Here is a 13,245-nt window from a genome sequence, read left to right as displayed (position 1 = left end):
CCCGATCCCGTCCATGTACACCATCCGCCGCGCCGGCCCCGAGGACGCACCGACCCTGTCGGTGCTGGCCACCCGTACCTTCGTGGAAACCTTCGGCCACCTGTACCCGCCCCAGGACCTGCAGGACTTCCTGGCCGAGTCCTACGCGGTGGAGCGCCAGCGCGTGATCCTGTCCCACCCGGACTACGCGGTGTGGCTGCTGGAGCTGGACGGGGAGGCCGTGGGCCACGCCGCAGCCGGCCCCTGTGGACTGCCGCATCCGGAGGTGCAGCCCGGCGACGGCGAGCTCAAGCGGCTGTACCTGGTCAAGGACCAGCAGAGCTGTGGCTGGGGCAGCCGCCTGCTGGAAACCGCGCTGACCTGGCTCGAACGCGACGGTCCGCGCACGCTGTGGCTGGGCGTGTGGTCGGAGAACTTCGGCGCGCAGCGCTTCTATGCCCGTTACGGGTTCCAGCGGGCGGGTGAGTACCTGTTCCCCGTGGGCCAGATCAACGACCTCGAGTTCATCCTGCGCCGTCCGCCGCGGGCCGCCTGAACGGCGCGCACCCCCTCACTGCCTGGCGGCGACGGCTTCACTCGCCGTTTCCCGGTCCATTTGTCTAATAGAACCGTATCCAATCACTGGAACGGTTTCGCACCGGCTACGCTGAGCATATGAATCCCCCCGTTTTACTGCTGCACGGCATCTGGAATGCCCGCGCCTGGGTTGGTCCGTTGGCCTGGCGCCTCCGCGCCCGCGGGTTCAGCGTGGACACCTTCGGCTATTCGAGCGTCTTCGGCGGGCCGGATGTCGCGGTGCCGCAGCTGCTGGAGCGCCTGCAGGGCAGCGGTCCGGTGTCGCTGGTCGGGCACAGCCTGGGTGGGCTGGTGGCACTCGAAGCGCTGCGCCGCCAACCGGACCTGCCGGTGTCGCGGGTGGTCTGCCTGGGCTCGCCGCTGCGCGGCAGCGGGACGGCGCGCTCGCTGGCCGACCACGGCTGGGCACTGGCCCTGGGCCGCAGCAGTGGCATGCTGCTGGACGGCCTGCCGGCCTGGGAGGGCAGGGCGCGGGTGGGCCTGGTGGCCGGTTCGGTTCCGCACGGCCTGGGTAGCCTGCTCGGGGCCATTGGCGACGCGTCCGACGGCACCGTGGCGCTGGACGAGACCCGCCTGCCGGGCCTGGCCGACCATTGCGTGGTCCCTGCCAGTCACAGCGGTCTGGTGTTTTCCCCGGACGCGGCGCGCCAGACCGCCGCTTTCCTGCGCGACGGCTGCTTCCGCCACGACCGGGCGGCACACGCCGCCTGAGGGTGCGACACCCTGCTGCGGGGGGATCTAACACGTTGCCACCGGCCGATCAGGTAGAATCCGCGCCCTGTTCCTGACGCAAGCACGGAAACACCCATGGGTAGAGGCCCTTCCATCGAAAACCGCAAAAACGCGTCTGACGCGAAGCGCGGCAAGATTTTCACCAAGATCATCCGTGAGATCGGCGTAGCCGCGCGCGGCGGTGGAGGCGACCCCAACAACAACCCGCGCCTGCGCGTGGCCATGGACAAGGGCCTGGCCTCGAACATGTCCAAGGACGTGATCGAACGCGCCATCAAGAAGGCCACCGGCGAGTTGGAAGGGGTGGAGTACGAAGAGATCCGCTACGAGGGCTATGCGCCCGGTGGCGTGGCGGTGATCGTGGACTGCCTGACCGACAACCGCGTGCGTACCGTGGCCGATGTCCGCCATGCGTTCAGCAAGTGCGGCGGCAACATGGGCACCGAAGGCTCGGTGTCCTTCATGTTCAAGCGCTTGGGCGTGCTGCACTTCGCCGCGGGCGCCAATGAAGAGACCATCACCGAGGCGGCCATCGAGGCCGGCGCGGACGATATCGTGGTGTACCCGGAAGACGGCGCCATCGACGTGCTCACCGCCGCCGACAGCTACCACGCGGTCAAGGAAGCGCTGGAAGCGGGCGGGTTCAAGCCGGACCACGCCGAACTCACCTTCCGCGCCGACAACGACATCAAGGTCGAGGGCGACACCGCCCTGCAGGTCAAGAAGCTGCTGGACATGCTGGAAGACCTGGACGACGTGCAGGACGTGTTCTCCAACGCCGACCTCGGCGCGGACGCCTACGCCTGACCGTTTCGCCCCCGTCTCGCCAAGTGCGACGCGGGGGCGGACAATGCGGACCATGATGACTCCTGACGTTCCCTGCCATCGTTTCCGCACATCTCCGCTCCGGACCGCTGGCGGCCGGGTGCGCCGCGCATGATCCGCATCCTCGGCATCGACCCCGGTTCCCAGCGCACCGGGGTGGGCATCATTGACGTGGACCCGACCGGCAAGGTACTGCACGTGCACCACCTGCCGCTGGTGCTGCTGGGCGCGGACGACTTCCCGCAGCGGATGAAGGTACTGGTCGTGGGCCTCAATGCGCTGGTCGAGGAGTACCGGCCGGACGAAGTCGCCATCGAGAAGGTCTTCATGGCGCGCAATCCCGATTCGGCCCTGAAGCTGGGCCAGGCGCGCGGCGCGGCCATCTCGGCGGTGGTCATGCGCGACCTCCCGGTGCACGAGTACGCGGCCAGCGAAATCAAGCTGGCCGTGGTCGGGCGCGGCGGTGCGGAAAAGCAACAGGTCCAACACATGGTCGGGCTTATGCTCAACCTGAGAACCAAGCTGCAGGCCGACGCCGCCGACGCGTTGGCCGTGGCCATCACCCATGCCCACGTACGGGCGACGGCACAGCGGCTGGGCGTCAATACGCGCCAGGCGTGGAGCCGGAAATGAGGACATCTGCATGATTGGTCGTCTGCGCGGGATCGTGGCGTACAAGGCGCCGCCGTGGCTGCTGATCGACGTCAACGGCGTCGGCTACGAACTGGAGGCGCCGATGAGCACCTTCTACGACCTGCCCGAGCTGGGCCGCGAGGTCACGCTGTTCACCCACTACGCGCAGAAGGAAGACAGCGTTTCGCTGTACGGCTTCCTGCGCGAGGGTGAGCGCCGCCTGTTCCGCGATGTGCAGAAGGTCAGCGGAATCGGGGCCAAGATCGCGCTGGCGGTGCTGTCGGGCGTGAGCGTGGACGAGTTCGCGCGGATGGTGCAGGCCGGTGACATCACCGCGCTGACCCGCATCCCCGGTATCGGCAAGAAGACCGCCGAGCGCATGGTGCTGGAGCTGCGCGACCGTGCGGCCAACTTCGGGGGCGGCGGTGCGCCGATCGCCGGGGCGGTGGCCACCGACCCGGTTTCCGAGGCCACCGTGGCCCTGCAGCAACTGGGCTACAAGCCGACCGAGGCCGCCCGCATGGCGCGCGATGCCAATGCCGACGGCGACGATGTCGCCACCGTGATCCGCAAGGCCCTGCAGGCCGCGCTGCGCTGACCCGCGCGCCGGCCCTTTCCCTTACCGACCGACGTCTGTCCGGAGCTCCATGTCCACCTCTCCCACCCAACACGACAACGGCCATGCCGGGCACGGCCACGCGCCGGCCGCCGGTGGTCTGGCGCTGATCGTCGGTGCCATCGGCGTGGTGTTCGGCGACATCGGCACCAGCCCGCTGTACACCCTGAAGGAAGCGTTCTCGCCGCATTACGGCCTCAACAGCGACCACGACACCGTGCTGGGCGTGCTGTCGCTGGCGTTCTGGGCGTTGAACATCGTGGTGACGCTCAAGTACGTCACCATCATCATGCGCGCCGACAACGACGGCGAGGGCGGCATCATGGCGCTGATGGCGTTGACCCAGCGCACCCTGCGCCACGGGTCGCGCTCGGCCTACGTGGTGGGCATCCTGGGCATCTTCGGTGCGTCGCTGTTCTTCGGTGACGGTGTGATCACCCCGGCCATCTCCGTGCTGGGTGCCGTTGAAGGCCTGGAGGTGGCCGCGCCCGGCCTGCATGCCTTCATCGTGCCCATCACCGTGGTGGTGCTGCTGGCGGTGTTTGCCGTGCAGCGCTTCGGTACCGAGAAGATCGGCAAGCTGTTCGGGCCGATCACCTCCATCTGGTTCATCTCGCTGGCCGCGATCGGCATCTGGAACATCATCGATGCGCCGGAAGTGCTCAAGGCGTTCAACCCGATGTGGGCGCTGCGCTTCTTCATGGACCACGGCTGGCACGGCGTCTTCATTCTTGGCGCGGTGGTGCTGGCGGTGACCGGTGGTGAAGCGCTGTACGCCGACATGGGCCACTTCGGTGCCAAGCCGATCCGCCACGCCTGGTACTTCTTCGTGCTGCCGTGCCTGGTGCTGAACTACCTGGGGCAGGGCGCGCTGGTGCTCAACAACCCCGAGGCCGTGAAGAACCCGTTCTTCGAGGCCGTGCCGGAGTGGGCGCTCTACCCGATGATCATCCTGGCCACCATGGCCGCGGTGATCGCCTCGCAGTCGGTCATCACCGGCGCGTTCTCGGTCTCGCGCCAGGCCATGCAGCTGGGTTACATCCCGCGCATGCGCATCACCCACACCTCGCACGACACCATCGGCCAGATCTACATCCCCGGCATCAACTGGGGCATCGCGGTGATGGTGATCGGCCTGGTGCTGGCGTTCCGCAGCTCGTCCAACCTGGCCGTGGCCTACGGCATCTCGGTGTCGGCCACCATGCTCATCGACACCCTGCTGCTGGCGCTGGTCGCCCGCGCGCTGTGGCCGACCTCGCGCTACTGGATCATTCCGCTGTGCGTGGTGTTCTTCATCATCGACCTGGGCTTCGTGATCGCCAACGGCGCCAAGCTGCTGCAGGGCGCGTGGTTCCCGGTGGTGCTGGGCATCGTGCTGTTCACCATGATGCGGACCTGGCGCCGTGGCCGTGAGCTGCTGCGCGATGAGATCCGCAAGGACGGCATCCGCATCGACACCTTCCTGCCGGGGCTGATGCTGGCCCCGCCGGTGCGCGTGCCCGGCACCGCGGTGTTTCTCACCGCCGACCCGTCGGTGGCCCCGCATGCGCTGATGCACAACCTCAAGCACAACAAGGTGCTGCACGAGCGCAACGTATTCCTGCACGTGAAGACCCTGCCCATTCCCTATGCGATGGAAGGCCAGCGCCTGAAGATCGAATCGGTGGGCGACGAGTTCTACCGCGTATACGTGCGCTTCGGCTTCATGGAGACCCCGGACGTGCCGCTGGCGCTGATGCGATCGTGCGACCACGGCGGCATCTATTTCGATCCGATGGACACCACCTTCTTCGCCAGCCGCGAGACCATCGTGGCCACCGCCAACCGCGGCATGCCGATCTGGCGCGACAAGCTGTTCGCGCTCATGCACCGCAATGCGGCCCCGGCGACCGGGTTCTTCCGGATTCCGGGGAACCGGCTGGTCGAACTGGGCGCGCAGGTAGAGATCTGAGGGCGTCGGCGCGCTACAGGGACCGCGGGCGGCACTCCGCCTTCGGCGCAGGGACACCGGTAGTGCCGGCCGCTGGCCGGCTCCTCACGACGCCCGATGCAGTCCGGGTAGTGCCGGCCGCTGGCCGGCTCCTCACGACGCCCGATGCAGTCCGGGGTAGTGCCGGCCGCTGGCCGGCTCCTCACGACGCCCGATGCAGTCCGGGTAGTGCCGGCCGCTGGCCGGCTCCTCACGACGCCCGATGCAGTCCGGGTAGTGCCGGCCGCTGGCCGGCTCCTCACGACGCCCGCATCGCGCGGAGCCGGCCAGCGGCCGGCACTACCGGCCGCGGATCGCGCCGCTTTTGCCGCATAATTGCGGAATGACCGACGACCGCATCATTGGCGCCGGTGCCACCCGCGAGGATGACACCACCGACGCCAGCATCCGCCCCAAGCGCATGGCCGATTACCTCGGCCAGGCCCCGGTGCGCGAGCAGTTGTCGATTTACATCGAAGCGGCCAAGGCCCGCGGCGACGCCCTCGACCATGTGCTGATCTTCGGGCCGCCCGGCCTGGGCAAGACCACGCTGAGCCACGTGATCGCCAACGAACTGGGCGTCGCGTTGCGCGTGACCTCCGGGCCGGTGATCGAAAAGGCCGGCGACCTGGCCGCGCTGCTCACCAACCTGCAGCCGCACGACGTACTGTTCATCGACGAGATCCACCGCCTCTCGCCCGTGGTCGAGGAAGTGCTGTACCCGGCAATGGAAGATTTCCAGATCGACATCATGATCGGCGAGGGCCCTGCGGCCCGTTCGATCAAGATCGACCTGCCGCCGTTCACCCTCATTGGCGCCACCACCCGGGCCGGCCTGCTCACCGCGCCGCTGCGCGACCGTTTCGGCATCGTGCACCGGCTGGAGTTCTACACGCCCGAGGAACTGACCAGGATCGTCCGCCGCTCGGCAGCCATCCTCGGCATCGACTGTACCGGCGACGGCGCGGCCGAGATCGCGCGGCGCTCGCGCGGCACGCCGCGTATCGCCAACCGGCTGCTGCGCCGGGTCCGCGATTTTGCCCAGGTCCGCGCGGCCGGGCATATCGACCAGGACGTGGCGCAGGCCGCCATGCAGATGCTCAAGGTCGACCCGGAAGGGTTCGACGACCTCGACCGGCGCATGCTCAGGACCCTGATCGATTTCTTCGACGGCGGCCCGGTCGGCGTGGAATCCATGGCCGCGGCGCTGTCGGAAGAGCGCGGCACCCTGGAAGACGTGGTGGAGCCGTACCTGATCCAGCAGGGCTTCCTGGTGCGCACCGCGCGGGGCCGCATGGCCACCCAGAAGGCCTACCGGCATCTGGGGCTGAAGCCGAAGAATCCGCCTGCGGACCTGTTCGCGGAGTCGATGAATGGCGATTGATCCCCGGTTCAGTTGGCCGACACGCATATATTGGGAAGATACCGACGCTGGCGGGGTGGTCTACCACGCCCGCTACGTGGCCTTCATGGAACGGGCGCGCACCGAATGGATGCGGGCCCTGGGCTTCGGCCAGGAGCGCACGCGCATCGAGCATGGCCTGGTGTTCGCGGTGCGTTCGATGACCATGGAGTTCCTCAAGCCGGCGCGGCTGGATGACGCGCTGGACGTGACCGCCCGGCTGGTGCAGTGCAAGCGCGCCAGCATGGTGTTCGAACAGGCGGTGTGTCGCGGCGATGAAACGCTGCTGACCGCGCAGGTGAAGATCGCGGCATTGGACGCCTCCACATTCAAACCGCGCGGCATGGACGATGCTCTCCATGCCGTGTTGAAACCCCACGTAATTCAAATAGACGCATATTGAGGAACAACGGATGATCGGAATGCTCCTGGCCCTGCAGGCCACGGTGGTCGAAGCGCTGCCGCAGGAAGTCACCAGCGCCGCGTCGCAGACCGTCGCGCAAGCCGCGCATGGCGGTGGCATCAATTACCTGGACCTGATGATCAAGGCCAGCCTGCCGGTGAAGATCATCGTGCTGCTGCTGCTGGCCGGTTCGTTCATCAGCTGGGTGATCATCTTCCGCAAATCACGCGTGTTCAACGTCGCCAACCGCGAGGCCGACGAGTTCGAAAGCCGCTTCTGGTCGGGCGCGGACCTGGGCAAGCTGTACAGCGCTGCCACCGACCGCAACCGCAAGGTGGGTGGCCTGGAGGCGATCTTCGAGGCCGGCTTCCGCGAATTCACCCGCCTGCGCGACAAGCGTCGCCTGGACGGCCGTGCCCAGCTCGAAGGCGCCCAGCGCGCCATGCGCACCACCTACACCCGTGAAGTAGACCAGATGGAGCGCAGCCTGGAGCTGCTGGCCAACATCGGTTCCACCGCGCCCTATGTGGGCCTGGTCGGCACCGTGTTCGGCATCATGGTGACCATGCACGACATGATCAACAGCGGCGAGCAGGCCGGTATCGCCTCGGTGGCGCCGGGTATTTCCGAAGCGCTGTTCGCCACCGCCATCGGCCTGTTCGTGGCCATTCCGGCGGTGTGGGCCTACAACCGCTTCACCACCCGCGTCGAGCGCATGTCGGTGCGCTTCGAGACCTTCGCCGAAGAGTTCAGCTCGATCCTGCAGCGCCAGTCCGCAGGCGACGAGTAAGCGCCGAGCACAAGGATCCTGCCATGACTGCTGCCATCGGCCGCCGCAAGCGCCGCAAGCTAAAATCCGAAATCAACGTCGTGCCGTACATCGACGTCATGCTGGTGCTGCTGATCATCTTCATGGTCACCGCGCCACTGCTCACCCTGAGCTTTGAAGTGGACCTGCCCAGCTCGCAGGCCAAGGCCCTGGAGAGCAAGCAGGACCCGGTGATCGTCTCGGTTCGCCTGGACGGCCAGCTCAGCCTCAAGCTGCCCGAGGCCAAGGAACCGGCACCCATGGACGCCGCCCAGCTGCAGGCGCAGCTCGCTGCGCTCGCCGCGCAGGACAAGAACCTGCGGGTGATTGTCGCGGCTGACAAGGCCGTGGCGTATGAAAAGGTGGTCGCGGCCATGGATGTGATCAAGCGCGCCAACGTTGAAAAGGTGGGTCTGGCGACCGATGCACGCTGAAGCCCTGCCACCGCAGCGCCAGCCGGAAGGCGAGTGGGGCCTGCCGCTCGCGCTTGCGATCCTGGTCCATATCCTGCTTGCACTGGTGTTCATCGCCGCGTGGCTGTGGTCGCCACAACGCAGCACCGAGGCCGCCGCCGGCGACCCGGCCATCGAGGCCAGCCTGCAGCTGTCGGCCTCCGAGGCCGCCGCCGCACGCCAGGCCCTGCGCGCCTCCGAAAAGCTGCCTGACCTGCCCGAACCGGTCGCCGAGCCGACCCCGGTGGAAGAAGACACCGTGCCGCCGCCGCAGCCGATTGCCGAGCCGCGCCCGCAGGACGCACCCACCCCGCAGCAGTCGCAGGCCCAGGAACGCATCGCCCAGCCGGATACGGTGGACCAAGCCGCGGTCAACGCGATGTCGATCTCGGCCGAGAAGGCCAAGCAGGAGCAGGAAGCCAAGCGCCGCCAGGAGCAGATCGACCTGACCGAGCGCAAGCGCGTGGAAGAGGCCGAGCAGAAGCTTCGCCTGGCCAAGCAGCAGCAGGAAGCGGACCAGAAGAAGAAGCTGGCCGAACAGGAACAGAAGGCCAACGACGCCAAGGCGGCGGAAACCGCGAAGAAGCTGGCCGAGCTCCGCGCCAAGCGGGCCCAGCAGGAAAGTGAAATCAAACGCGCCGAGGCGAAGCTCCGGGAGGTCACCGCCGCGCGGGCGGCCGCAGGCGCATCGACGGCGGGCTCAAGCGGGGCGGCGCAACCGGCTGCCGGTGGCGGTGGCACCAGTGACGACCTGGCGGCCAAATACGCTGCCGCCATCCAGCAGAAGGTGCTGGCGCAGTGGCAGCGCCCGGATTCCGTGCCGCAGGGGCAGAGGTGTCAGATCGTGATCACCCAGATTCCGGGTGGTCAGGTGCTGCAGGCCAAGGTGAGCCCCAGCTGCCCGTTCGATGAGGCCGGCAAGCGCTCGATCGAAGCGGCCGTATTGAATGCCCAGCCCTTGCCCTATCGCGGGTTCGAGACGGTCTTCGCGCGCACGATCAACTTCAACTTCACCGCCCAGGATCGTTGATTCCGGGCGGGTATCGGCACGGCCGCGCTTGTCGCAGGTGCTTCGGCGGGGGTCAGTTCTGTTAATGAACCGTGATTTTCCGCAGGGTGAGCACTCGGATTTCACACCCTGTTGGTTCATGATTGCGAAACTGTTCACCGCACTGCTGTTATCCCTCGTTCTGGTTTTCCCCCTATAGAGCGCCCATGAAGAAGATGCCTCGCTGGTTTGCCGTGTTCGCGGCCTTGTTGTTACTGCCTTTTGCCGCCGTCGCGCAGCAACGTGGCCTGGATATCGACATCATCGGCGGCAATGCCTCCGCCCTCCCGATCACCGTGGTGCCCATGGCCTACCATGGCTCGGCGGGTGCGCCGCAGACCGACGTGGCCGCCGTGGTGCGTGCCGACCTGGAGCGGTCCGGCCAGTTCCGCAACCTGCCCGAAGCCCAGATCATCGAAAAGCCCACCCGTGGCAGCGAGATCCAGTTCGCCACCTGGCGCGCGCTGAAGCAGAACTACATCGTCGTGGGCCGCGTGATGGACGCCGGTGCCGGCGCCTACCGCGTCGAGTACGAGCTGTATGACGTGCCCAAGGGCGAGCGCCTGCTGGGCCTGGCGATGACCGCCCGCGGCAATGCCATGCGCGACGTTGCCCACCAGATGGCCGATGCCATCTACGAGAAGATCACCGGCGTTCGCGGTGCCTTCTGGACCCGCATCGCTTACATCACCTCCAGCGGCAAGGGCGACGCCATGCGCTACGCGCTGATGGTGGCCGACTCGGACGGCTTCAACCCGCAGACCATCGTCCGCTCGGCCGAGCCGCTGCTGTCGCCGTCGTGGAGCCCGGATGGCAACCGCCTGGCCTACGTCAGCTTCGAGCGTGGCAATTCGGCGATCTACATCCAGAACATCTCCACCGGCGCCCGTGAGCTGGTCACCAGCTTCCGCGGCATCAACAGCGCCCCCTCGTTCTCGCCGGACGGCCGTCGCCTGGCCCTGTCGCTGTCGCGCAGCGGCAACCCGGAAATCTACGTGATGGACCTGGGCAGCAAGCAGCTCACCCAGCTGACCAACCACTTCGCCATCGACACCGAGCCGACCTGGAGTGCCGACGGTTCCAACGTCTACTTCACTTCCGACCGTGGCGGTCGCCCGCAGATCTACCAGGTGCCGTCCAGTGGCGGCAGCGCCTCGCGCGTGACCTTCCAGGGCAACTACAACGCCACCCCGAGCCTGTCCTACGACGGCAAGAAGCTGGTGGTCGCCCAGGGCAGCGGCAACACCTACAAGATCGCGATGATGGACAGCAGCCTGGGCTCCCCGCGCTGGAGCACGCTGTCGCCGGGTTCGCTGGACGAATCGCCCAGCTTTGCCCCCAACGCAAGCATGGTGTTGTACGCCGCCCGCGAGGGTGGACGTGGCGTGTTGTATGCCGTCTCGGCCGATGCGCGCGTGCGCCAGCGGCTGGTGCTGGCTGACGGTGATGTTCGTGAGCCTTCTTGGTCGCCATACCGTACAAAGCGCTAACAGAGTGTTAAGATTTCCACCGTATTCATCCCACATCCGGCTTTAGGAGCCTCAAAAGGTATCGCTATGAACAAGACCTCCCGTGTTCTGCTTGTCTCCCTGTTGTCCGTGGCTGTCCTGGCCGGTTGCTCCAAGAAGGTGAAGGAAGTGCCGGCTTCGTCGGTTGACACCGGCAGCAGCACCACCCAGCCGTCGGGTCCGTCGACCTCCGGCCTGTTCGGCCCGGGCGACCTGGACACCAACGCCTGCCTGCGTCAGCGCGTGGTCCTGTTCGATCTGGACCAGGACACCCTGCGTCCGGAATTCCAGGAAGTCATGGCGTGCCACGCCAAGTACCTGCGTGACCGTCCGTCGGCCCGCATCACCCTGCAGGGCCACGCCGATGAGCGCGGTTCGCGCGCTTACAACCAGGCCCTGGGCGAGCGTCGTGGCAATGGCGTGTCCTCGGCTCTGCAGGCCAACGGTGGTTCGGCTTCGCAGCTGACCGTCGTGTCCTACGGTGAAGAGCGTCCGGTCTGCACCGAGTCGAGCGAAGGTTGCTGGTCGCAGAACCGTCGCGTCGAAATCGTCTACACCGCGCAGTAATCCATGCGCATTGGCATCAAAACACTGATGCTGGTCGTTGCGGCAGCCCTCGTGGCTGCCGCACCGGCGCAGGCCCAGCGGCAGAGCCTGGCCGATCGCGTGGGCGCGCTCGAGCAGCAGGTCAACAACAACAGCTCCGCCCAGGATCTGTTGAACCAGGTGACTCAACTTCGCCAGCAGATGCAGCAACTGCAGAGCACCGTTGAGCAGCTCCAGCACGAAAACGCCCAGCTGAAGCAGACCTCGCAGGACCAGTACCTGGACCTCGACGGTCGCCTGAACCGTATTGAAGGTGGTGCCGCTCCGGTACTTCCGGCCGCTCCGGCCGCGAACGCCCCGGCTGCCCCCAAGCCCGCCGCACCAAAACCGGCAACGGCCGCTACCGAGCGGCCGCCGTCCGTCCACGGAGACCCGGGCAGTCTCGCCGCCACCGGCGACGAGCGGACCGCGTACAACGTTGCCTTCGACTCGCTCAAGGCCGGCAAGTACGACGATTCGGCCCAGTTGTTCCTGAGCTTCCTCGAGCTCTACCCCAACGGCGTCTATACCCCCAACGCGCTGTACTGGCTGGGCGAAAGCTACTACGCCACCCGCAATTTCCCGCAGGCTGAGGCGCAGTTCCGCGACCTCATCTCGCGCTATCCGACCCACGACAAGGCGTCCGGTGGCCTGCTCAAGATCGGCCTGTCGCAGTATGGCGAAGGCAGGATCGACGAGGCCCAGGCGACGCTGGAGCAGGTCACCAGCACCTATCCCGGCTCCGACGCCGCGCGCACCGCGCAGGACCGCCTGCAGGCCATCCGCCTCGGCCAGCAGATCCGCTGAGGCCCCACCGGCCAAGGCCGGTATAATCGTCAGTTACGCGCCGGCCAAGCCGGCGCACCCGTGCGGCTGAAAACGCCCGCGCGGCCCCGTAGAGCCAGGCCCTGCCTGGCTGCTCTCGTTTCCGCAACCGCATTTCCAGACGCCCACGATGACCACCACCCTGTCCGCCGCCGCCGCGCTCCCCAGCGAGATCGTGCAGTCGCCCCTGCCACGGCTGAAGATCACCGAGATCTTCACCTCCCTGCAGGGCGAAGCCGATACCGCCGGCTGGCCGACCGTGTTTGTGCGTCTGACCGGCTGCCCGTTGCGCTGCACCTATTGCGATACCGCCTACGCCTTCCATGGCGGCACCTGGTGGGACATCGACGAGATCGTGCGCGAGGTGTTGGCCCAGGGCGTCCACCATGTCTGCGTGACCGGCGGCGAGCCGCTGGCGCAGAAGCGCTGCCTGGTACTGCTGGAGAAGCTGTGCGACGCGGGTTTGGACGTGTCGCTGGAAACGTCGGGCGCACTGGACGTCAGCGCCGTGGATCCGCGCGTCTCGCGGGTGGTCGACCTCAAGACCCCCGGTTCGGGCGAGATGGCGCGCAACCGCCTCGACAACCTGCCGCTGCTGACCCGCCGCGACCAGATCAAGTTCGTGCTGTGCAGCCGCGAGGACTACGACTGGGCCCGCGCGATGGTCCGCGAGCACCGGCTGAACGAGTGCTCGATGGTGCTGTTCTCGCCCAGCAAGGGTCAGATCAGCCCGCGCCAGCTTGCCGACTGGATCGTCGAAGACCGCCTGCCGGTGCGCTTCCAGATGCAGCTCCACAAGATTCTCTGGGACGACGAACCTGGACGATGACCGGCTACCGAGCGGCCGCCAGGCGGGCGCGGCC

General features: G+C 67.1%; 15 protein-coding genes. All 15 read left to right on the top strand.

Features of this window, described 5'->3' with window-relative positions; genetic code table 11:
* Nucleotides 1-13 precede the first annotated feature (13 nt).
* The 15 genes from AC3ITN_RS14945 (at nucleotide 14) to queE (ending at nucleotide 13,211) form a co-directional block, all read left to right on the top strand.
* A complete protein-coding gene (locus AC3ITN_RS14945; RefSeq protein ID WP_489391010.1) occupies nucleotides 14-535 on the top strand; it encodes a GNAT family N-acetyltransferase in 522 nt (173 codons plus the stop codon).
* 119 nt (nucleotides 536-654) lie between these two features.
* On the top strand, nucleotides 655-1,287 hold the full coding sequence (locus AC3ITN_RS14940) for a lipase family alpha/beta hydrolase (RefSeq protein ID WP_313346575.1): 633 nt from the start codon (nucleotides 655-657) through the stop codon (nucleotides 1,285-1,287).
* Nucleotides 1,288-1,383: 96 nt separating this feature from the next.
* Nucleotides 1,384-2,115, top strand: coding sequence for a YebC/PmpR family DNA-binding transcriptional regulator (locus AC3ITN_RS14935; protein WP_489391009.1), 732 nt, complete (start codon nucleotides 1,384-1,386; stop codon nucleotides 2,113-2,115).
* A 129-nt stretch (nucleotides 2,116-2,244) separates the two neighbouring features.
* Entirely contained in the window at nucleotides 2,245-2,766 is a 522-nt protein-coding gene (gene ruvC / locus AC3ITN_RS14930) for a crossover junction endodeoxyribonuclease RuvC (protein WP_313346579.1), read from the top strand.
* A 10-nt stretch (nucleotides 2,767-2,776) separates the two neighbouring features.
* On the top strand, nucleotides 2,777-3,364 hold the full coding sequence (gene ruvA / locus AC3ITN_RS14925) for a Holliday junction branch migration protein RuvA (protein ID WP_313346581.1): 588 nt from the start codon (nucleotides 2,777-2,779) through the stop codon (nucleotides 3,362-3,364).
* Nucleotides 3,365-3,413: 49 nt separating this feature from the next.
* Nucleotides 3,414-5,333 (top strand): potassium transporter Kup, encoded by a 1,920-nt coding sequence (locus AC3ITN_RS14920; protein WP_313346583.1) that lies wholly within the window; start codon nucleotides 3,414-3,416, stop codon nucleotides 5,331-5,333.
* A gap of 361 nt (nucleotides 5,334-5,694) precedes the next feature.
* Nucleotides 5,695-6,735, top strand: a complete 1,041-nt coding sequence (gene ruvB / locus AC3ITN_RS14915) for a Holliday junction branch migration DNA helicase RuvB (protein WP_313346586.1) — start codon at nucleotides 5,695-5,697, stop codon at nucleotides 6,733-6,735.
* The gene (gene ybgC, locus AC3ITN_RS14910; protein ID WP_313346589.1) at nucleotides 6,725-7,156 is read left to right on the top strand and encodes a tol-pal system-associated acyl-CoA thioesterase; all 432 of its coding nucleotides are present in this window, start codon (nucleotides 6,725-6,727) and stop codon (nucleotides 7,154-7,156) included. Before ruvB ends, ybgC begins: the two co-directional genes overlap by 11 nt.
* A 10-nt stretch (nucleotides 7,157-7,166) precedes the next feature.
* Nucleotides 7,167-7,946, top strand: a complete 780-nt coding sequence (tolQ, locus tag AC3ITN_RS14905; protein ID WP_313346592.1) for a protein TolQ — start codon at nucleotides 7,167-7,169, stop codon at nucleotides 7,944-7,946.
* A gap of 23 nt (nucleotides 7,947-7,969) precedes the next feature.
* Nucleotides 7,970-8,398 (top strand): protein TolR, encoded by a 429-nt coding sequence (gene tolR / locus AC3ITN_RS14900; RefSeq protein WP_313346595.1) that lies wholly within the window; start codon nucleotides 7,970-7,972, stop codon nucleotides 8,396-8,398.
* The gene (gene tolA / locus AC3ITN_RS14895) at nucleotides 8,388-9,446 is read left to right on the top strand and encodes a cell envelope integrity protein TolA (RefSeq protein WP_489391008.1); all 1,059 of its coding nucleotides are present in this window, start codon (nucleotides 8,388-8,390) and stop codon (nucleotides 9,444-9,446) included. Before tolR ends, tolA begins: the two co-directional genes overlap by 11 nt.
* Before the next feature lie 185 nt (nucleotides 9,447-9,631).
* Nucleotides 9,632-10,954: a Tol-Pal system beta propeller repeat protein TolB gene (gene tolB / locus AC3ITN_RS14890; protein ID WP_489391007.1), complete on the top strand. Its 1,323-nt coding sequence runs from the start codon at nucleotides 9,632-9,634 to the stop codon at nucleotides 10,952-10,954.
* 66 nt (nucleotides 10,955-11,020) lie between these two features.
* Nucleotides 11,021-11,539: a peptidoglycan-associated lipoprotein Pal gene (gene pal, locus AC3ITN_RS14885; RefSeq protein WP_313346603.1), complete on the top strand. Its 519-nt coding sequence runs from the start codon at nucleotides 11,021-11,023 to the stop codon at nucleotides 11,537-11,539.
* 3 nt (nucleotides 11,540-11,542) lie between these two features.
* Nucleotides 11,543-12,364, top strand: coding sequence for a tol-pal system protein YbgF (gene ybgF, locus AC3ITN_RS14880; RefSeq protein ID WP_489391006.1), 822 nt, complete (start codon nucleotides 11,543-11,545; stop codon nucleotides 12,362-12,364).
* Nucleotides 12,365-12,512: 148 nt separating this feature from the next.
* Nucleotides 12,513-13,211 carry a 7-carboxy-7-deazaguanine synthase QueE gene (gene queE, locus AC3ITN_RS14875; RefSeq protein WP_489391005.1) on the top strand — a complete coding sequence of 233 codons (699 nt, stop codon included), beginning with the start codon at nucleotides 12,513-12,515 and terminating at the stop codon, nucleotides 13,209-13,211.
* Nucleotides 13,212-13,245 lie beyond the last annotated feature (34 nt).

The sequence above is a fragment of the Stenotrophomonas sp. KH_036_B genome (assembly GCF_057839485.1).
Note: the sequence above shows the minus strand (reverse complement) of the source record. Positions and strands in the feature narration are given on the sequence as shown.